The organism is Gemmobacter aquaticus, assembly GCF_007859075.1.
GTDB classification, from domain to species: Bacteria; Pseudomonadota; Alphaproteobacteria; order Rhodobacterales; family Rhodobacteraceae; genus Gemmobacter; species Gemmobacter aquaticus.
Genome location: NZ_VOAK01000022.1, coordinates 243,719 through 261,511 on the forward strand (window position 1 = coordinate 243,719; position 17,793 = coordinate 261,511).

The 17,793-nt window shown below is 65.6% G+C and carries 20 protein-coding genes and 1 riboswitch; of the genes, 6 read left to right on the forward strand and 14 right to left on the reverse strand.

Annotated elements, in window-relative coordinates; translation table 11 throughout:
- Positions 1 to 4: 4 nt before the first annotated feature.
- Entirely contained in the window at positions 5 to 1,282 is a 1,278-nt protein-coding gene (locus tag FQU74_RS14245; protein ID WP_146287136.1) for an acetylornithine deacetylase/succinyl-diaminopimelate desuccinylase family protein, read from the reverse strand.
- Positions 1,283 to 1,355: 73 nt separating this feature from the next.
- Here FQU74_RS14245 and FQU74_RS14250 point away from each other — a divergent pair, with 73 nt between their 5' ends.
- From FQU74_RS14250 to FQU74_RS14260, 3 genes are read left to right on the forward strand one after another with little or no spacing between them, the layout of a single operon-like run.
- Positions 1,356 to 1,946, forward strand: coding sequence for a cyclase family protein (locus tag FQU74_RS14250; protein WP_146287137.1), 591 nt, complete (start codon positions 1,356 to 1,358; stop codon positions 1,944 to 1,946).
- Between the two features lie 42 nt (positions 1,947 to 1,988).
- On the forward strand, positions 1,989 to 2,261 hold the full coding sequence (locus tag FQU74_RS14255) for a hypothetical protein (protein WP_146287138.1): 273 nt from the start codon (positions 1,989 to 1,991) through the stop codon (positions 2,259 to 2,261).
- A 13-nt stretch (positions 2,262 to 2,274) separates the two neighbouring features.
- Positions 2,275 to 2,928 carry a DUF1523 family protein gene (locus tag FQU74_RS14260; protein ID WP_146287139.1) on the forward strand — a complete coding sequence of 218 codons (654 nt, stop codon included), beginning with the start codon at positions 2,275 to 2,277 and terminating at the stop codon, positions 2,926 to 2,928.
- A gap of 47 nt (positions 2,929 to 2,975) precedes the next feature.
- Here FQU74_RS14260 and pheT read toward each other — a convergent pair whose 3' ends face one another.
- The 3 genes from pheT to mobA all read right to left on the reverse strand — a co-directional run bounded on the left by pheT (position 2,976) and on the right by mobA (position 6,661).
- On the reverse strand, positions 2,976 to 5,393 hold the full coding sequence (gene pheT / locus FQU74_RS14265) for a phenylalanine--tRNA ligase subunit beta (RefSeq protein WP_146287140.1): 2,418 nt from the start codon (positions 5,391 to 5,393) through the stop codon (positions 2,976 to 2,978).
- A 78-nt stretch (positions 5,394 to 5,471) separates the two neighbouring features.
- Entirely contained in the window at positions 5,472 to 6,080 is a 609-nt protein-coding gene (locus FQU74_RS14270; protein WP_146287141.1) for a GNAT family N-acetyltransferase, read from the reverse strand.
- Complete coding sequence (mobA, locus tag FQU74_RS14275; RefSeq protein WP_146287142.1) at positions 6,080 to 6,661, reverse strand: molybdenum cofactor guanylyltransferase MobA; 582 nt, start codon at positions 6,659 to 6,661, stop codon at positions 6,080 to 6,082. The genes FQU74_RS14270 and mobA overlap by 1 nt, the downstream gene beginning before the upstream one ends.
- 73 nt (positions 6,662 to 6,734) lie before the next feature.
- Between mobA and FQU74_RS14280 the strand changes: the two genes are divergently transcribed.
- Positions 6,735 to 7,442 carry an AzlC family ABC transporter permease gene (locus FQU74_RS14280; protein WP_146287143.1) on the forward strand — a complete coding sequence of 236 codons (708 nt, stop codon included), beginning with the start codon at positions 6,735 to 6,737 and terminating at the stop codon, positions 7,440 to 7,442.
- Complete coding sequence (locus FQU74_RS14285) at positions 7,435 to 7,776, forward strand: AzlD domain-containing protein (protein ID WP_373289034.1); 342 nt, start codon at positions 7,435 to 7,437, stop codon at positions 7,774 to 7,776. The genes FQU74_RS14280 and FQU74_RS14285 overlap by 8 nt, the downstream gene beginning before the upstream one ends.
- A 24-nt stretch (positions 7,777 to 7,800) precedes the next feature.
- On the opposite strand, the gene FQU74_RS14290 is transcribed toward FQU74_RS14285, so the two are convergent.
- The 5 genes from FQU74_RS14290 to FQU74_RS14310 are packed head-to-tail and all read right to left on the reverse strand — an operon-like array spanning position 7,801 to position 11,888.
- Positions 7,801 to 8,424, reverse strand: coding sequence for a sortase family protein (locus FQU74_RS14290; protein ID WP_146287144.1), 624 nt, complete (start codon positions 8,422 to 8,424; stop codon positions 7,801 to 7,803).
- A gap of 33 nt (positions 8,425 to 8,457) precedes the next feature.
- Complete coding sequence (locus tag FQU74_RS14295) at positions 8,458 to 8,592, reverse strand: aa3-type cytochrome c oxidase subunit IV (protein WP_146287145.1); 135 nt, start codon at positions 8,590 to 8,592, stop codon at positions 8,458 to 8,460.
- 55 nt (positions 8,593 to 8,647) lie between these two features.
- A complete protein-coding gene (locus FQU74_RS14300) occupies positions 8,648 to 9,157 on the reverse strand; it encodes a DUF6173 family protein (protein ID WP_146287190.1) in 510 nt (169 codons plus the stop codon).
- The gene (locus FQU74_RS14305) at positions 9,154 to 10,191 is read right to left on the reverse strand and encodes an MBL fold metallo-hydrolase (RefSeq protein WP_146287146.1); all 1,038 of its coding nucleotides are present in this window, start codon (positions 10,189 to 10,191) and stop codon (positions 9,154 to 9,156) included. Before FQU74_RS14305 ends, FQU74_RS14300 begins: the two co-directional genes overlap by 4 nt.
- Complete coding sequence (locus tag FQU74_RS14310; RefSeq protein ID WP_146287147.1) at positions 10,188 to 11,888, reverse strand: acyl-CoA dehydrogenase; 1,701 nt, start codon at positions 11,886 to 11,888, stop codon at positions 10,188 to 10,190. Before FQU74_RS14310 ends, FQU74_RS14305 begins: the two co-directional genes overlap by 4 nt.
- Before the next feature lie 117 nt (positions 11,889 to 12,005).
- Between FQU74_RS14310 and FQU74_RS14315 the strand changes: the two genes are divergently transcribed.
- The gene (locus tag FQU74_RS14315) at positions 12,006 to 12,953 is read left to right on the forward strand and encodes an L-threonylcarbamoyladenylate synthase (protein ID WP_146287148.1); all 948 of its coding nucleotides are present in this window, start codon (positions 12,006 to 12,008) and stop codon (positions 12,951 to 12,953) included.
- Here the strand turns inward: FQU74_RS14315 and FQU74_RS14320 are convergent.
- The 5 genes from FQU74_RS14320 to FQU74_RS14340 all read right to left on the reverse strand — a co-directional run bounded on the left by FQU74_RS14320 (position 12,950) and on the right by FQU74_RS14340 (position 17,793).
- Positions 12,950 to 13,852 carry a ketopantoate reductase family protein gene (locus FQU74_RS14320; RefSeq protein ID WP_146287149.1) on the reverse strand — a complete coding sequence of 301 codons (903 nt, stop codon included), beginning with the start codon at positions 13,850 to 13,852 and terminating at the stop codon, positions 12,950 to 12,952. The two genes, FQU74_RS14315 and FQU74_RS14320, sit on opposite strands and share 4 nt — an antisense overlap.
- 51 nt (positions 13,853 to 13,903) lie before the next feature.
- Positions 13,904 to 14,668, reverse strand: coding sequence for a precorrin-6A synthase (deacetylating) (gene cobF / locus FQU74_RS14325; protein ID WP_146287150.1), 765 nt, complete (start codon positions 14,666 to 14,668; stop codon positions 13,904 to 13,906).
- A gap of 84 nt (positions 14,669 to 14,752) precedes the next feature.
- On the reverse strand, positions 14,753 to 15,433 hold the full coding sequence (locus FQU74_RS14330) for an energy-coupling factor ABC transporter permease (RefSeq protein ID WP_146287151.1): 681 nt from the start codon (positions 15,431 to 15,433) through the stop codon (positions 14,753 to 14,755).
- A 34-nt stretch (positions 15,434 to 15,467) separates the two neighbouring features.
- A riboswitch (cobalamin riboswitch) is annotated at positions 15,468 to 15,682 on the reverse strand.
- Between the two features lie 69 nt (positions 15,683 to 15,751).
- A complete protein-coding gene (cobA, locus tag FQU74_RS14335) occupies positions 15,752 to 16,477 on the reverse strand; it encodes a uroporphyrinogen-III C-methyltransferase (protein WP_146287152.1) in 726 nt (241 codons plus the stop codon).
- The gene (locus tag FQU74_RS14340; RefSeq protein ID WP_146287191.1) at positions 16,474 to 17,793 is read right to left on the reverse strand and encodes a cobyrinic acid a,c-diamide synthase CobB; all 1,320 of its coding nucleotides are present in this window, start codon (positions 17,791 to 17,793) and stop codon (positions 16,474 to 16,476) included. Before FQU74_RS14340 ends, cobA begins: the two co-directional genes overlap by 4 nt.

Genomic DNA, 17,793 nt, shown 5'->3' on the forward strand with positions numbered 1-17,793 from the left:
TAATTCAGCCCAGCAGGTCGGCCAGAACCAGCGCCATGACCAGTGCGCTATCGGCCATGTCCTGAATGCCCACCCATTCGTCAGGCTGATGCGCCAGATGCAGCAGGCCCGGCCCATAGGCGATGCAGTTCTTCATCCGTCCGATCCGGTCGATGTGCTTCTGGTCATAGGTGCCGGGGGACACGACATGTTCGGCGACCCGCCCCAGAACCCGCTCGATCGCCGCTGCGGTTGAGCGCACGATCGGCGCATCGGGCGATGTCTGGGTGGGACGCACTTCAAACAGGTCGCGGATGGTATAGTCGAACCCTGGTCGGCGGTCGCGCAGGGTATCGAGCAGCCCTGTCACCTCGGCCTTCACCTCTGTCAGATCCTCTTCGATCAGGAAGCGGCGGTCGAGGATGATGCGGCAGCGGTCGGCGACGCAAGGGGCGGGCAGGCCGGTATAGCCGGGCTCGGGTTCGGCCTCGCCGCCATGGATCGAGTTTATGTTCAGCGTCGAGGCGCGTGCGCCTTCGGGGACCACTGGCATGGCGGTGCGTTTGGTTGCCAGAAGCGGATAGAGCTTGCGCTCGATCTCTTCCAGAACCGCGCCCATGTGGCGGATGGCGCTGTCGCCCAGAAACGGCATCGATCCATGCGCGATGCGGCCCTTGGTCTCGACCTCGGCCCACCAGACGCCGCGATGGCCCAGGCAGATGCGGTCCTTGTGCAGCGGTTCGGGGATGATCACATGCTGCACGCGGTCAGGATCGAACCAGCCCTGTTCGGCGAGATAAGCCACGCCGCCATAGCCGCCGGATTCCTCGTCTGCCGTCGCGCTGATCTCGATGGCGCCGCGAAAATCGGGGCAGGCGGCGATAAACGCCTCGGCTGCGATGATGCTGGCGGCAAGGCCCCCCTTCATGTCGCAGGCGCCCCGGCCAAAGATCTGGTCGCCTTCGACCGAGCCGCCGAACGGATCGCGGGTCCAGCCGTGGCCTACCTCGACGACGTCGTGATGGCTGTTGAAATGCACGCAATCGCCCGGACGCGGCCCTTCACGCCGGGCGATCAGGTTCCAGCGCGGATGCGCCTCGCTGTCGCCCGGTGTCCCTTCGGCCCGCACCAGCGCCGTGACGAACCCCTGCGCCGACAGCCGGTCAGAGAGGTAGTCGCAGATCTCGCGGTAGCACCGGCCCGGCGGGTTCAGCGTGGGGATGCGGATCAGGTCCTGCGTCAGCGCGATCAGGCTGTCGCGACGGGCGGCAATCTCGGCGAAAAGGCGGGCGGTCAGATCCATGCCGACAGCCTAGCCGCAGCAGGCGTCATGGCAAGTGCTTGCTGTGGAAGGCCCGGGTCTTTACCCTGTGCGCATGACCTGGATCGACCTCACCCGCCCGATGGATGGGCACCTGCCGATCTATGCCGAGGCCGGCTATGCGGACCCGCCCTTTGCCGTGCACGACTGGTGCGCGGTCGAGGGGCAGGGTTATGCGGTGCAGCGGCTGGATCTTGGCACGCAAACCGGAACGCATATCGACGCGCCTGCCCATATGGTTGCCGGCGGGGCCACGCTGGAGGCGCTGTCCCCCTCACGGCTGATCGGGCGCTACGTCACCTTCAGGCCCGGGGAGGTGCTGCCTGACCGGGGCGAAGCGGTGCTTCTGTTCCTGAACGCCCCTGATGGCGGCGAGGTCAGCCGCGCGCTCTTCGATGCGGCGCTGGCGCTTGGCTTTCCGGTCTGGGTCATGGCGGGCAGCCTGCGTGTCAGGGGTGAAGAGCCACTTTTTCTGCACCGCGCGCTTGCAAGGGCGGGCGTCTTTCTGGTCGAGGATCTGGACGCCGAGGCCGCGCGCCCTCTGCCCGACCGGGGCGAGATGATTGCGGCCCCCCTGCGTCTGATCGGCACCTCTGGCGCGCCATGCCGGGTGCTTGCGCGTGCCATGGCTGGCGAAGGCCGTTGAAAACACCTATCTCTGTCAGGAAACCTGCTGTCGGGGGCTGGAATGCTGGGTATCCTCAGGGCGTGGCTTGTCGCGCTGGTCATTCTGACAGTGTTCTACTGGCTGCTCAGGACCTACTTTCGATCAACCCGCCGCGAGGCGCTGGAGAAGCGCTTTGACGAAGAGGGTCTGACCGGAGACCGCGACATCTGGGTCGAGGCGCAGATGAAGGACTATGGCCGTAGCCTGAAGCTGCGGCTTCTATGGCTGGTCTATATCCTGCCCCTGGCCGCGATTGCCGGCATCATCTTTTACGTGAACCACTATTACTACTGAAGGATCGTCGCCCATGTGGACATATATCAAATGGGGCATCCGGCTGACGCTTCTGGCGATCGTCGCGGCCTTTTTGCACTACACCTTGCCGCAGCGCGATGTGGTGCGCATCACCGGCACCTATAACCGTATGACCGAAGTTGGCGCGAACTCGATCTTCTACGCCTCGCCCGACAGCGGCACCACGACCAGCACCGTGGACCGCCGCGACATCCGCTTCATCGAGGCCGTTTTCCCGAACAACAAGCCCATGGTCTACCGCAACGAGGATACGGGCTGGATCTGGCCGCCCTACTTCAAATACGACAGCTCGAACCTGCAGGCAGAGGCGACAAACAGCATTTCGGCCAAGGACAAGCCGGAATGGGTGGCGGTCACACATTATGGCTGGCGGCTGCCCATCTTTTCGATCTACCCGAACGCCGTGAAGATCCGCGCGGTCGAGGGGCCCGATGTTCGGCTGATCCCTTGGGTCAACATCATCGTCCTGACCCTGCTGGCGGGTCTTGTGCTGATGCTGTGGCGGATGTGGGCACAGTTCAAGGAACGCATGATAGAGCCAGCGGTGGACGACCTCAGCAACACGCTTGATGCGATGGATGCGCGGGCCGATGCGGCGCGTGACAGGGCCAAGGGCTTCTGGGGTCGCCTCTTCGGTCGGAAATGAAAAAGGGGGCCGCACGGCCCCCTTTCCATTCGTTCCGTCACGCCCGGTTATTTCCGCAGCGTGCCACCGGTCGCCTTGGCGACCTTTTCGACGATCTTGGCTGAAACTGCCTCGATGTCCTTGTCGGTCAGCGTGGTGTCCTGCGGTTGCAGGCGCACGGTGATGGCGATCGATTTCTTGCCCGCGCCCATCTGCGCCTCGGCCTTTTCGCCGGTGAACTGGTCAAACACCCGGACGCTCTCGATCAGGGCCTTGTCCGAACCAAGCGCCGCATTCACCAGCGTCAGTGCCTCGACCCCGCTGTCGACGACAAAGGCGAAATCGCGATCGACGGCTTGCAGGTCAGAAATGGCAAGCGCCGGGCGCGTGGGCGTCTTGGTCTTGGGCAGGGGTACATTCGCAATCTGCACGCTAAAGGCCACGGCCGGGCCCTTCACGTCAAAGGCCTGCAGGATGCGCGGATGCACCTCGCCGAAGGTTGCAAGCGTGTTGGGCCCAAGCCCGATTGCGCCCGAGCGGCCGGGGTGCCACCAGCCGGGCACCTTGCGGCTGATCTGCACCTTGGCAGGTGCTGCCAACGCGGCGAGAACCGCCTCGACATCGGCTTTGGCGTCATAGACATCGACCGGGCGGCGCGACCCGAAAGTGTCGCGCGCGGCGCTGGCACCAACCAGAAGGCCAGTGGCGACTGTCGCCTGCTCACCGGGTTCGCCGCCGGCAAAGACGGGGCCAACCTCGAACAGCGCCAGATCGGCAAAGCCACGCGCCTGATTGCGGCTCGCGGCGCGCAGAAGGCCCGGCAGCAGGTCAGGGCGCAGGTGGCTCATCTCGGAGGAGATCGGATTGTCGACGCGCACGGCATCAGACCCGCCACCGAACGCCTCGGCGGCAGCCTTGTCGATGAAGCTGTAGGTCACGCATTCATTGTAGCCGAGCGCCGCGATGGTGCGTCGGGCGGCCTTCTCGCGGATCTGCAGGGGCGTCAGGATCGGCTTCGGCACGCCCGGCAGCGTGCGCGCCATGGGTTTGCCCACAAGCTTGGTCAGCGAGGCAACGCGCGCCACCTCTTCGACCAGATCGGCCTCGCCCTGCACATCGGGGCGCCAGCTGGGTGGTGCGGCCTGATCACCGGTCAGGGTGAAGCCAAGCGCCTCCAGCGTGGCGCGCTGCTCGGCCTCGGGGATCTCCATGCCGACCAGGCGCTCGACCCGCGCGGGATCAAAACGGTAGCTGCGCGCGGTATCGGGCACGGCACCGTCGATCACCAGTTCGGACGCCTCACCCCCGCACAGATCAAGGATCATCTGCGTCGCAAGCTCCAGCCCAGGAACGGTGAAGGCCGGATCGACGCCCCGCTCGAACCGGTAGCGTGCATCCGAGTTGATCTTCAGCGCACGGCCCGTGGTCGCAATGGTGATCGGATCCCAATAGGCAGATTCGAGGAAGACATCGACCGTCTCCTCGGTGCAGCCCGAAAGCTCGCCGCCCATGATGCCTGCCAGCGATTCCGGCTGCGCATCATCCGAGATCAGCATCATGCCCGGTTGCAGCACATAGGTCTTGCCATCCAGCGCAAGCAGCTCTTCGCCGCCCTTCGCTGCATGGATGCGCAGGTCGCCCTGCACCTTGGCGACGTCAAAGACGTGCAGCGGGCGGTTCAGCCCGAAGGTGAAATAGTTGGTGATATCGACCAGCGTCGAAATCGGCCGCAGCCCGATGGCCTTCAGACGCGCGGCCAGCCAGTCGGGCGAGGGGCCGTTCTTCACGCCCCGAATGGTGCGCCCGGCAAAGAGCGGGCAGCCCTTGGCCTTCAGGCCGTCCTCGATCCGGACACCCACGGGCGAGGCGAAGCTGCCTTTGATTGCGGGCACCTCAAGCGGCTTCAGGGTGCCAAGGTCACGCGCCGCCAGATCGCGTGCAATACCGCGCACGCCGAGCGCATCGGGGCGGTTTGGCGTGATCTTCACATAGATCATCGGGTCGTTCAGACCCTTCCAGTCGATGAAGCGCACGCCGACCGGTGCATCCTCGGGCAGGTCGATGATGCCGTTGTGATCGTCCGAGAGCTCAAGCTCGCGCTCGGAACAGAGCATGCCGTTCGAATCCACGCCCCGGATACTTCCCGGCTTGAGGTCGACCCCGGTGCCGGGGACATGGGTGCCGGCGGGGGCAAAGACCCCAACAAGGCCCGTGCGGGCGTTCGGGGCGCCGCAGACCACCTGAACCTCTTCCATCGCGCCATCAGGGCCGTTCGGCCATGTCGCCACGCGACAAACGCGCAGACGGTCAGCATTCGGGTGCTGGACGGCCTCGATCACCCGGCAGATGCGAAAGGCGCCCAGCTTCACCTCGGGGTTCTCGACCTCTTCGACCTCGTGCCCAAGGTCGGTCAGCGCGGTCAGGATCTGGTCCAGCGTCGCGCTTGTCTCAAGGTGATCCTTCAACCAGGACAGGGTGAACTTCATGACGGCCTCTGCGGAATTGGATGCCTTGGCCTTAACGCATCAGAACACGAAGGAAAAGGGCATCACCTCGGCACCGGCCTAGGGCCCTGCAATGGTGCGGGCCGATGAAATGTCGCGCACCATGGTCGCGGCCGAGGAAAAGCCGAAGGCGTGGCGCAGCAGCCCAAGCTCATCATGCTTTATGGTGCGGAAGCCCACCTGTTCATAAAGAGACCGGGCGCGCACATTGGTGTCGATGACCTCGAGCCGTATCGCCGGATAGCCGCGCCGGGCGGCCTCGTCACACAGGGCCTCGATCAGCGCGCGGCCGATGCCTTGGCCGCGATGCGCACGACCCACGCAGATGCCGTCGATCAGGAAGCGCTCGTTGTCGACCTCGCTTTGCAGGGCGCCCAAAAGGGCAAGGCGCCAAAGCGCGCCCATGCGGCCATAGACCATGCGCATATCGCGCCAGTTTCCGCTGGCAAAGGCCCCGGAAGGGGTTTTGAAGCCGGCAAGGCCCACCAGCTGATTCCCAGCTACGGCGGTAATCACGTGATCGCCGCGCATCACCCGGTCGAGGTAGGCAAGTGCCCGCGGCGCAGGGCCCATGACCCGTCCAAGCTTGCCCCCGAAGGCCTCCCAATACATGCGGGCTGCGGCGGGGCGGTGCTCTTCGGGCAGGCCGGACTGCAAGGTGATCTCCATCAGGCACCTTCCCGCAGGGCCTGCTCGGCCAGTGCCAGATCGTCGGGCGTGTTGATGTTCAGGAAAGGGTCAGGCGCCTCGGGTGCGAACCGGGCGCGCGCCACGCCGTTGCGGTCGCAGAACTCCATCATCCGGGCGCCACCTGATGACAGAAAAGCCCGCAGGTCCGGCGCCAGACTGCGTGGCCAAAGAGCGCAGACCGGATGGATGCGCCCGCCACTTTCGGCCACCGCAAGCCCGCCCTCACCCGCAAGCCAGAGTCGTGGCACCAGATCGCAGGGCAGAAACGGCGTATCCACGGCCGCGCTGACCACGGCATCCGCCCCCTTGGCCCATTCGAGCGCGGCGAGGATGCCTGACAGTGGCCCTTGTGAAACGTGATCGGGCAACACGCGCAGCCCTGTAAAGGCAAAGCGCCCCGCCGGGCCATTTGCCGACAGCGCCAGATCCTCGACCTGCGGGGCCAGGCGATCCTGCACATGCGAGACCAAGGGCCGTCCGCTCAGGGGCACAAGTGCTTTGTCCGTGCCCCCCATCCGGCGCCCCTGACCACCCGCTAGGATTACCCCGAAAATCCGCATTCTTCGCCCGGTTGCATGTCGCCGTTTCAAGGCCTAAGCCTTCCGGGTGAAACCGTAAAGCCGGAACCACCTGATGCCTACGGCCTTTCGCGCGACTTTCCTGCTGGGCATGCGCGCGGCCCTGCCCTTCGTTGCCATGATCGTGCCCTTTGGCGCGCTATTCGGCGTGATCGCTGCTGCACAGGGGCTGACGCTGTTTCAGGCGCTGGCATTCTCGTTTGTCGTGGTGGCGGGTGCATCGCAATTCGCGGCCCTTCAACTGATGCAGGCCGGCGCACCGCTTCTTGTGGTGATCCTGACGGCCACGGCGGTCAATCTGCGCATGGCCATGTATTCTGTGGCGATGACCCCGCATTTCGGCAAGGCGCCGTTCTGGCAACGCGCGCTGGTGGCCTATATGCTGATCGACCAGAGCTACCTTCTTTCGGCCGCGCAGTTCGAGCGCACCCCCGAATGGACGCTGACGGAAAAGCTGGGCTACTACTTCGGCACGGTGCTGCTCTTGTGCGGGCTGTGGTATCTGGCGACCTGGTTTGGCGTGGCTTTCGGCAGCATGATGCCCGAGGACATGGCCTTTGACTTCATCGTGCCGGTCACCTTCCTTGCGATGATCGCACCGATGATCCTGACGCGCGCGCAGATGGCGGCGGCGGCAATGTCGGCAGGTGTGGCGCTGGCGCTGTGGTGGATGCCCTATTCGTCAGGGCTTTTGCTGGCCGCCTTGGCCGCAATGGCGACCGGCGCCGCGGTCGAGATCTATGAGGAGCGCCGCCTTGGCTGAAACCATACAGTTCGAAACCTGGCAGATCTGGGCGGTGATCCTTGGGCTGGGCCTTGGCACCTATGCAATCCGCCTGTCGTTTCTGGGGCTGATCGGCAACCGCCCGCTGCCGCCCATGCTTTTGCGCGTTCTGCGCTACACGCCGATGGCCGTCATTCCGGGGCTCGTTGCCCCGGCAGTGGTCTGGCCGGCGGCAACTGGGGGCGAGGCCGACCCCGCCCGCATGATCGCGGCCCTTGTCACGGTGGTGGTGGGGATCGTCACACGCAAGACGCTGTGGGCGCTGGCGGCGGGGATTGCCACGCTGGTGCTTGCGCTGTGGCTGCTGGGCTGAGCCGGACAGAGCCTCAGCGCTGCCTTATGGCAGCGGCGTCTTCATGTCATCCGCTTGAACCAGCAGGATCCCGTGATTGTTGTCATCATCGTCATCGGTGATGGTGCGCTCTGTCACGCCCGGCAATTCGGCGAACTGCCGCATCAGATTGTTGGGGAACCACGTCTGCCGAATGCTTTCAAAGCCGGGTACGCCCACCAGAATGCTGCTGACCGATTTGGTGCACTGCGCCTTGGGCACTGCGCCATAGGACAGCACGCGCTGGATCAGCAACTCGGCCACCTCGGGCGGGACGATCTTGGTCTGCTCGACGACGTAGTAGGTCTTGCGCGAATGATAGTCGATGTAGAAGTTGACCATCTTGTCGGTCATGCCGAAATGCACGTCATTGCGCTCGGCCAGACGCGGCAGGAACCAACTGCCTGCGGGGTCAAACATCAGGCGCTGCGAGCCGTTGATCATCAGCCCCGAATGCGCCCCTCCCTTGCTGTTCACACCAATCACGGTGAACAGCGTGACCGCCGGTGGCCCGTTATGCACATACTTGGCGCGAGTAACGGCGTCATCCGGCGCCCAGCGGGATTCGGCCGAGCCGCAGGCCGCAAGCGTAGCAGTCAGGGCAAGCACGGCAAGATTGCGGCGCAGCATGCGATCCGTCCTTGATTTGGTCTTGCGGTGCGATCAGGCGTTGACGAGCGCCATGAACACCAGAATGCCGATCGACACGCCCGCGACCCAGATGCTGAGCTTGATGAAGCCAGCAAAGGTTTTCTCGTGTTCGCGGATATCCATGCTCCCGTGAACGTGCTCTGCCATGATCGTCTCCCAAAGATGCGCGTTTTTCGCCTGTTAGCCGATTCAGCGCCGCGTGTCACGCCCCCGCAGGGCCAGCTGGCGCATCCGGCAGGGCGATGTTGCCTTCCTGTTCGTCCCATTCGCGCGCCAGACGAAAGCCGATGCGCCGGGCCGGCTCTTCCGGCTGGGCGCGCGGAACGGCACGCAGGGCCACGTTCAGCTGCGTAACATGCTGGACAAGTTGCATCTTCTGACCGTCTTCGTCCTGACCATAGAAGGTAACGATATCAGGGTCGAAATACCCAAGGCCCTCGATGCGCAGGATGCCGGCCTCGCCGCCGGCAAAGCCCATTGCGATCTCGTGGCGGGCATCAAGCTGCGACTCGAAGTTGCGGATGTAGAGGATGAGCCGCTCATAGGCCCATTGCGCCTCGCTCTTCTCCTCGACCGGCTGGCGCGAAAGCGCAGGCGGCAGCGGCTGCAACTCGGCCGATGGCGGTGTGTCAGGGTCGCAATGCACCGCGCCGCCGCAGGGCAGAGCGGCGGCCTCGGCAATCTCGGCCGAGGTGTTGATGCTGTCGGTCAGACGCGTTGCCATAGCCAGATCTCCTCTGGCGACAGATGGCGCCGGGCAAGTCCCCGGTGCAAGAGGTAATTCAGATGGGCCACCGCCTCGACCAGTGCGAGACTGAACTCGGCCTCACCGATCGGGCGCTTGAAAAGCGCGGGGAAGCAATCGACGGCGCTGCGAGGCGTGGCGAGGTGGTCGATCAGCCGGGCAATTGCGCCTTCATGGTTCTCGGCCATCTGGCGCAGGCGCAGGGGCAGGCCCGTAAACGGCAGCTTGTGGCCCGGCAGCACCAGATGGCGCGGCTCGGCTACTTGCGAAAAGCGCGCGCAGGATGCCATCCAGTCGGCCAGCGGATCGGCCATCGGCTCGGTCGGGTAGACCCCGATATTGGCCGATATCGAGGGTAGAAGCTGATCGCCTCCGATCACCAGATTGTCTTCCATGCTCCAGAACGTCGCGTGCTCCGGCGCGTGGCCATCGCCGGTCCGCACCAGCCAGCGCCGTCCACCCATGGTGATCGTGTCACCCTCGGCGATGCGGGTGAAGCCAAGCGGCAGCGGGTGGACCACATCGCAGAAGTTGAAGGGCCGCTCATGTCGACGCTTCTCCAGCAGGGCGGACGGTGTGCCGGCCTGCTTCAGGAATGTGATCTGTTCGGGCTGTGGCAACGCTTGTTCGTCCAGCACCAGCATTCGGGCATAAAGCCAGGCCGTGCGGGTAGTGACCAGCTCGGCCCCCCGCGACTGAAACCAGCCGGCAAGGCCTATGTGGTCGGGATGGTGATGCGTCACCACCACCCGCCGAACCGGGCGCCCCCTGAGCGGCCCGGCCAGGAGCGCACCCCAGATCTCACGCGTCTTGCGGCTGTTCAGACCAGCGTCGATCAGCGTCCAGCCGTCGCCATCATCCAGCGCAAGGATGTTGACGTGATCCAGCGCCATCGGCAGCGGCAGACGCAGCCAGAGCACGCCCTCGGCCACCTCAACCGCTTCTCCGGTCGCGGGTGCCTCAAAGGGGTGGCGAATGCCGATGTCGAGCGAAATCGTCACAGGGCCAGCAAATCAGGCGAAAGCGCATAGAGCCCCTCGGCCCCTTCGCGCATCTGGGCAATAAGCCCCTGATGTTCGGGCAGCAGGCGTTTGATCGCAACCGCGGCAAGCGGCAGGCGCGCGGGTTCTGCCAGCGCGGCCTTGAGGTGGAAATGCGCGCCCAGAACACGGGCGAAGGCGCGCAGATAGGCGACGGCGCCTGCATTGCGGTCATTGGCCGATTGCGCGACAAGCCATTCGGTTGCCTCGCGCAGTGCCTCGGCCGCGTGCCAGACGGCGCCCGCCAGATCGGGCTGGGCGCCCCGCGCCTCGCGGGCGTGGTCCTCGACCTCTTGCAGCAGGCGATAGGCGGCGGTGCCGCCATCCATCATCTTGCGGCCCACCAGATCCATCGCCTGAATGCCGTTGGTGCCTTCATAGATCGCGGTCACACGCACATCGCGGGCAAACTGCGCGGCGCCGGTTTCCTCGATGAAGCCCATGCCGCCATGAACCTGCACGCCCATCTGGGCGACCTCGTTGCCGATATCGGTGCCAAAGGCCTTGGCGATGGGGGTCAGCAGTGCCGCGCGGGCCTGCCATTCGGCGCTGCCGGTTGCCCGGCCCATGTCGATTGCCACCGCGCAGGCCAGCGCAATAGCGCGGGCGCTGAAGGTTTCAGCCTTCATGACCGCAAGCATTCGCCGCACATCGGCGTGGTCGATGATCGCGCCATCGCCCAGGGGGGTCTTGCCCTGTTTTCTTTCACGGGCGTAGTCCAGCGCCTTCTGGAAGGCGGCCTCGGCCACGGCCACACCCTGCATGCCGACACCAAGGCGGGCGTTGTTCATCATGGTGAACATCGCAGCCATGCCCTTGTGCTCTTCCCCGATCAGCCAGCCGGTCGCACCTTCATAGGCCATGACGGCGGTGGGCGATCCGTGCAGGCCTAGCTTGTGTTCAAGGCTGACGACCTTCAGGGCGTTGCGCGGGCCAAGGCTGCCGTCGTCCTTGGGCAGGAACTTGGGCACCATGAACAGGCTGATGCCGCGGGTGCCGGGCGCCCCGTCGGGCAGGCGCGCCAGAACCAGATGGCAGACGTTCTCGGCAAAGTCGTTGTCCGCCCAGGTGATGAAGATCTTCTGCCCGGTGATCGCATAGGTGCCATCACCGTTGCGTTCGGCGCGGGTGCGCAGGGCGCCCACGTCCGAACCCGCGCCACCCTCGGTCAGGTTCATCGTGCCGCACCATTCGCCCGAGATCAGCTTGGGGATGTACATCTCTTTGATCGCGTCGCTGGCGTGATGCTCCAGCGCCTCGATCTGGCCCTGCGTCATCAGCGGGTTCAGCTGCAATGACAGGCAGGCCGAGCCCATCATCTCGTTCACTGCTGTCGCAACTGAGATCGGAAGACCCATGCCGCCGTACGCAGGGTCCGCCGACATGCCAACCCAGCCACCCTCGACAATGGCGCGATAGCCCTCGGCAAAGCCGGGAGAGGTGCGCACGACGCCATTCTCCAGTCGCGCCGGTGTCAGGTCGCCCGCCCGGTTCAGAGGGGCCAGAACGTCCGAGCACAGTTTGCCGGCCTCGGACAGAATCGCCTCGACCGTTTCGGCCGTCGCCTCGGCGAAAAGCTCGGTCGCGGCGACCTGTTTCAGGCCAACGACATGGTCGAAGACGAAACGATACTCGGAAACGGGCGCGCGATAGGCCATTCATCCTCCTCACCGCGCTTGGCATCGGCCGGGCACGGGTCTATCTGGTGTCGATCTCTTGCGACAAAGACTAACGCAAGGTCAAACCGCCTCAACATCAACGCTGCGTCACGAAACATGCAAACCCGCCGTATCGCCGCCACGTCAGATGGCATCGCCGAGGCCGCAGACCTGCTGCGCGCAGGCGCGCTTGTCGCGATTCCGACCGAGACGGTCTATGGCTTGGCTGCCGATGCGCGCAACGACCGGGCGGTCGCGGCGATCTATGCGGCGAAGAACCGGCCTGCCTTCAATCCGCTGATCGTTCACTTGCCCGATCTTGCAGCGGTCGCGCGTCTCGCGGTGCTGACGCCCGAGGCCGAGCGGCTGGCGGCGGCCTTTTGGCCGGGCCCTCTGACGCTTGTTCTGCCGTTGCGGCCGGATGCGGGGCTTTCGCCCCTTGTGACGGCCGGGCTCGATACGGTTGCGATCCGTCTGCCTGCGCATCCCGTGGCGCGTGCGCTGCTGACACAGGCGGGCATCCCGGTGGCCGCGCCTTCGGCCAACCCGTCAGGCCGGGTGTCGCCCACGCGGGCCGAACATGTGCTGGCCGGGCTTTCGGGGCGCATTGCCGCCGTTCTGGATGGCGGCCCCTGTGCGGTTGGGGTTGAAAGCACGATCCTTGCGCTGGATGGGCCGCCCGCTCTGCTTCGCCCCGGTGGCGTCGCAGTCGAGGCGATCGAGGCGGCTCTCGGTGCCCCCCTTCTGATGCCGGGGGACCCGTCCATGCCCAAGGCGCCGGGGCAGCTGGCCTCGCATTATGCGCCCGAGGCGCGTGTGCGGCTGAACGCGACCCAGGCCCGAGAGGGCGAAGTACTGGTGGGCTTTGGCCCGATTGCTGGCCATTTGACGCTTTCCGCCAGCGGCGATCTGCTTGAGGCGGCGGCGAACCTCTTTCATTTCTTGCGCGAGGCGGATGCGCTAGCCGGACCGGGCGGCGCCATCGCCTTTGCCCCTGTGCCGGAAACCGGCCTTGGACGCGCGATCAATGACCGGCTGCGCCGCGCGGCAGCGCCCAGGCCCTAGGCTTGCCGCTGCTCGGCCAGCCGCACCATGACGGTCAGGGCCTGATTGATCGGCGCGGCGATGCCCAAGTTATGCGCCCTGCGCAGGATCTCGCCATTCAGGAACTCGATCTCGGTCGCGCGGCCCCGCATCATGTCTTGCGCGGTCGAAGAGAACTGTCCCGGCATCGTCGCGCATATCCGCTCGACCTGATCCCAGAGGTCGGCGGGCAGGGTGATGCCGCTGGCCTGAGCCACCGTCTGACATTCGGCAACCACCCCCTTCATCAGATCGGCGGCGCCGGGTGTCGCGATGATGCGGCCATAAGGCTGACGGCTGACTGCCGAGAGCGCGTTCAGCGCGCAGTTGATGACAAGCTTTGACCAGAGCGCGGTTTCGGTCTGGCTGGAGATCTCGGTCGGGATACCTGCCCGGCGCAGGATCGAGGCAGCGGCCTCCGCCCCCGGTCCGGTGCCGAGGACAAGCTCCCCCCGGCCGAAATGGGCAACATGCCCCGGCCCGGCCATTTTCGTGGCGACATAGACGACCACCGGCAGAACCGGGCGCCCAAGACCTGCTGATAGACGCTCGGCATTTCCCACGCCGTTCTGCAGGCTGAGGATGGTTGCATCTGGCGACAGGTATGGGGCAATCGCCTGCGCGGCGGCTTCTGTATCGGGCGATTTCACGCAGACCAGAACCATGTCGGCACCGGCAACCGCCTCCGGCTCGGTCGCGGCATCCATCCGGATCAACTCGATCCGCCCGCGTCGTTCCAGCAGAAGACCACGGTCGCGTACCGCGTCGCGCAGGGCTGGGCGACCGATCAGGGTCACCTGCTCTCCGGCGATGGCAAGAAGCGCCCCGTAGTAGCAGCCGACCGCCCCCGCCCCCATGATCGCGATTCGATGCCGTGCCATGCCCCCTCCGATCTGTCTGTCGGTCCAAGCATGGCCAAGCCACGCGCGATATCAAGGCTTTGCGTGATCGGGCGCGCGGCGAAGCAGGTAGATGTCCATGATCCAGCCATGTTCGGCGCGCGCTGCCGCACGGCGCGCCACGATCCGTTCGCAGACCTCATCCAACGGGCCGCTTTCGGTGATCTGGCACGCCATCCCGGCGTAGCCAGCCCACCAGATCTGCAGTCCCTTTGGCGGCAGGTGCCGGAAGGAACATTCGCCATCCAGCATCACGACACAGGTATCGACACCCGGCGGAAACCCCTCGTCGCGCAGCCTGCGGCCCGTGGTGATGGTGACGGGACCGTTGATCTCGTTCAGCGGAATGGCATGGGCGGCGGTCAGCGCCTGAATCGAGGTTATGCCGGGTACGACCTCTATCTGCGGGGCGGGGCGAAGCCGGGCGGCGATGCGCAGGGTGCTGTCATAAAGCGAGGGGTCGCCCCAGACCAGCAGGGCGACGCGGCCCGCCTGACCCAGTTGCGCGGCGATGGTGTCGGCCCAGACACCGGCGATTGCATCGTGCCAGTCATCCACGCGGCGGCGATAATCGGTGGTCGCCTCGTCGCGGATCGGCAGGTCGAACTCGGCAATGCGGTTTGCCGGATTGGTCACGACCTCGGCCACGATGGCGCGGCGCAGTTCCGCGAGATCGGCCTTGCCCTCGCCCTTGCGGGGGATGAGGATCAGATCGGCCGCGTTCATCGCCCGCATGGCCTGCCGGGTCAGATGATCAGGATTGCCGCTGCCAATGCCGATAAGGCTGAGAGTGATCATGCCCGCGCTTTCCGCCGTTCTCCGGCCCTGTCATGCAAACCGCCGCCCGATAGGGCGGCGGCCAGTGGTTGTTGCAAGGGTCGATCAGGCCGCCGCGACGTGCAGGCGGCGATTGACCAGACCCGAATCCTTCAGACCCTTCAGCGACTTGGCGCCGGCAAGCACCGCCAGATCGACCAGCGGCTCGATCGTGACGACCAGCATGTAGGCCAGCCCGAATGTGGTGACCGAGGCGAAGGCGTCCGAGGTGAAGCCCATGCCCCAGAAGGCCCAGAAGGCGACCCAGCCGACAATCCCGGCCTGATACGCGGTCGAGAGCTTCAGCGCCTGAACATAGCTCAGATCGACATAGGCCGTGTTGGGCGCGATGATCTTGCGCGCGAGCGCCGCGATGCCGAAGAGCGGCACCAGCAGGGTGGTAACGTTCATGCCATATTGCGGCAGATCGAAGGGTGCGAAGAACAGCCCCTGGATCAGCAAACCAAGCGCAAGGCCGATGGCCGCAGGCGCCGCGCCGAACAGCAGATAAAGCGTCGAGCCAAGAATGAAGTGCACCTCGGAGACGCCGACCGGGTGGTGCGGCAGAACTTCGAAGAAGGTGAATACTGCTGCGGTCGCGATCACGCTGCGCACGGCCAGCGAGGCGATGCCCTGTTCGCGGATTGCGGTGGCGGCAAGTTTCAGCGTGAAAAGGCCGGCGGTGGTGGCGGTGGCAGCGCCCAGCAAGGCTTTGGCGCCGGTGACGAGCCCGGGTTCGATATGCATATCTGTCTCCTCTGCCGTCACACCCGACGGCCTTGGTTGTCGTTCTTGCAGGGCCGGTCTCCTGGCTCGCGGGTCGATGCGGCTCCCCGCCTTCCCGGCGCGTGTGGCGCCAGTGGCATCTGGGGGTCGCTCTCCGCTTACAGTCGCGGGGGCGGCTGAGGCCGGGGTGCCCGATTGGGTCCACCCTTCCTCATTCCCGTTACGTCCGGCGCTTTGCGCCTGTTGGACACCTTGCTCTTCCATCTGCGCCAAACCGGGCGGGCCGGTCAAGGCTGATGACGACATCCGGGATCAGGGTTGCGACCTTCGTCCTGCAACCTAGCCCAGGCCGGGTGCAAGCGGTCCGTAAAGGATCAGGGCTGGCGTCAGACTTTCGGCCCCGTCCAGATGGGCGGCGAGGGTCGCGATCGTGAACCGCTCCAGCCGCTCATCCGCGGTCGAGACGCCATGGGCCAGCAGCGCCGGCGTGTCAGGGGAAAGGCCGCGCGCGATCAGCTCGGTGGCAAGGCGAGGAAAGGTACGCTTGCCCATGTAGATGACGGTGGTGGCGCTTGCATCGGCAAGGGCGTCCCAGTTCAGATGCTCGGGCAGGCTGCCGGTGATATCGGCCCCGGTCAGGAACTGCACGCGCCGTGCGGTCAGGCGTCGGGTCAGCGGAATGCCCGCAGCCGCCGCCGCCGCGCTGGCCGAGGTGACGCCGGGGATGATCTCATAGGGAACCCCCGCCGCATCGAGCGTCGTCGTCTCCTCCTCAAGCCGGCCGAAGATGCCCGCATCGCCGGATTTCAGCCGCACGACGCGCGCCCCGGTCGCGGCATGATCAAGCAGCAACTGGTTCACGTGTTCTTGCTTGGCCGAGGGGCGGCCCGCGCGTTTGCCCACCGAAATCAGATCGGCCCCGGCGCGCGCCAGATCGAGGATCGGCCCCGACGACAGGTCGTCATAGAGCACCACATCCGCCTCTTGCAGCCGCTTCAGCGCCTTGACGGTCAAAAGATCCGGGTCGCCCGGACCTGAGGAGACGAAGGATACAAAACCGCTCATGTGCTGGCCTCACCGATCAGGTGGAAATAGGTGCCGCTGGCATTGCCCTGCCGCGATCCCGTTTCAGGCACCGGGGCGCCCGTCGCGTCAACCACGGATGCCAGCGGCATATCGGGTTGTTCGATGATGGTCGAGTAGTGAAACTCATGCCCGCGCAGCTGTGCACTGGTGGCAAAGCCCGGGATGGGGGCGGCAAGCGTCGCCAGCCGGTAGCCCAGATGCATCCGCCGCTTTTCGTAGCTGGTCACCAGCTGCAGAAGCCCCGCCATCTGGTGCCGAACGCCCTTGGCATCGATCAGCGCAGCGCCCATGGCCATATAGCCACCGCACTCGCCATGCACGGGGCGTGTTTGGGCAAATGCGTTGATCTTCCTGCGGAACCCATCGGCCGCCGCCAGTTGGCCTGCGTGCAGTTCGGGGTAGCCGCCGGGCAGCCAGCAACAATCCGCGCTGTCGTCGGGTCCCTGATCTGCCAGGGGAGAAAAGGGCAGGACCTCGGCCCCTTGGGCGCGCCAGTCCGCCAGAAGATGCGGATAGGTGAAGGAAAACGCGGCGTCCCGCGCCAGCGCGATGCGCTGTCCAGGTGGCGGGCAGCGCCGCATCGCGCCAAAGGCCAGCCGCGTCGGTGCTGCGGCGTTCTGGATCGCGGTCAGGTCACAATTCTCGGCAACGAAGGCCCCTGCATCCTGCAGGATGCGGGCGAGGTCAGATGTCTCATCCGCCTGTACAAGGCCCAGATGGCGTTCCGGCAATTCGATCGACGCCTTGCGGGGCAGGGCGCCCAGAACCGTGACACCTGCCTGTGCCATGCCATCGCGGACCAGCGCCTCGTGCCGGGGCGAGGCGACGCGGTTCAGGATCACCCCCGCGATGCGGATGCCGGGGCGCATCGCCGCAAAGCCAAGCGCCGTCGCCGCAGCGCTTTGCGCCTGCCCTGAAACATCCAGCACCAGTATGATCGGCCAACCAGTCAACTCTGCCAGATCGGCCGAGGCACCGATGCCAGTCTCGCCCTTTGCCGCGACACCATCGCAGAGACCCATGGAGCCTTCCGCGATCACCAGATCGGTGCCATCGGCCGCCGTGATCAACCCGGCGATCCGCGCCTCAGGCATGGCCCAGGTATCAAGGTTGACCGACACGCGCCCGCTGGCCGCAGTGTGAAAGGCGGGATCAATGTAATCCGGGCCGCTCTTGAACGGCTGGACTGTCAGGCCGGCCGCACGAAAGGCCGCAAGCAGGCCCAGCGTGACCGTGGTCTTGCCGGTGCCCGAGGCGGGGGCCGAGATGATGAGGCCGCCGGGTATGGCAGGCAT

What these genes read in the sequence shown, in the direction of transcription:
- FQU74_RS14270 (WP_146287141.1), bottom strand. Translation starts at nt 6,080, where the DNA reads ATGGAGATCACCTTGCAGTCCGGCCTGCCCGAAGAGCACCGCCCCGCC.
- FQU74_RS14260 (WP_146287139.1), top strand. Translation starts at nt 2,275, where the DNA reads ATGTGGACATATATCAAATGGGGCATCCGGCTGACGCTTCTGGCGATC.
- FQU74_RS14290 (WP_146287144.1), bottom strand. Translation starts at nt 8,424, where the DNA reads ATGCTGCGCCGCAATCTTGCCGTGCTTGCCCTGACTGCTACGCTTGCG.
- FQU74_RS14280 (WP_146287143.1), top strand. Translation starts at nt 6,735, where the DNA reads ATGCCTACGGCCTTTCGCGCGACTTTCCTGCTGGGCATGCGCGCGGCC.
- FQU74_RS14340 (WP_146287191.1), bottom strand. Translation starts at nt 17,793, where the DNA reads ATGCCTGCCATACCCGGCGGCCTCATCATCTCGGCCCCCGCCTCGGGC.
- FQU74_RS14320 (WP_146287149.1), bottom strand. Translation starts at nt 13,852, where the DNA reads ATGGCACGGCATCGAATCGCGATCATGGGGGCGGGGGCGGTCGGCTGC.
- FQU74_RS14295 (WP_146287145.1), bottom strand. Translation starts at nt 8,592, where the DNA reads ATGGCAGAGCACGTTCACGGGAGCATGGATATCCGCGAACACGAGAAA.
- FQU74_RS14255 (WP_146287138.1), top strand. Translation starts at nt 1,989, where the DNA reads ATGCTGGGTATCCTCAGGGCGTGGCTTGTCGCGCTGGTCATTCTGACA.
- FQU74_RS14315 (WP_146287148.1), top strand. Translation starts at nt 12,006, where the DNA reads ATGCAAACCCGCCGTATCGCCGCCACGTCAGATGGCATCGCCGAGGCC.
- cobF (WP_146287150.1), bottom strand. Translation starts at nt 14,668, where the DNA reads ATGATCACTCTCAGCCTTATCGGCATTGGCAGCGGCAATCCTGATCAT.
- FQU74_RS14250 (WP_146287137.1), top strand. Translation starts at nt 1,356, where the DNA reads ATGACCTGGATCGACCTCACCCGCCCGATGGATGGGCACCTGCCGATC.
- FQU74_RS14330 (WP_146287151.1), bottom strand. Translation starts at nt 15,433, where the DNA reads ATGCATATCGAACCCGGGCTCGTCACCGGCGCCAAAGCCTTGCTGGGC.
- cobA (WP_146287152.1), bottom strand. Translation starts at nt 16,477, where the DNA reads ATGAGCGGTTTTGTATCCTTCGTCTCCTCAGGTCCGGGCGACCCGGAT.
- mobA (WP_146287142.1), bottom strand. Translation starts at nt 6,661, where the DNA reads ATGCGGATTTTCGGGGTAATCCTAGCGGGTGGTCAGGGGCGCCGGATG.
- FQU74_RS14310 (WP_146287147.1), bottom strand. Translation starts at nt 11,888, where the DNA reads ATGGCCTATCGCGCGCCCGTTTCCGAGTATCGTTTCGTCTTCGACCAT.
- pheT (WP_146287140.1), bottom strand. Translation starts at nt 5,393, where the DNA reads ATGAAGTTCACCCTGTCCTGGTTGAAGGATCACCTTGAGACAAGCGCG.
- FQU74_RS14245 (WP_146287136.1), bottom strand. Translation starts at nt 1,282, where the DNA reads ATGGATCTGACCGCCCGCCTTTTCGCCGAGATTGCCGCCCGTCGCGAC.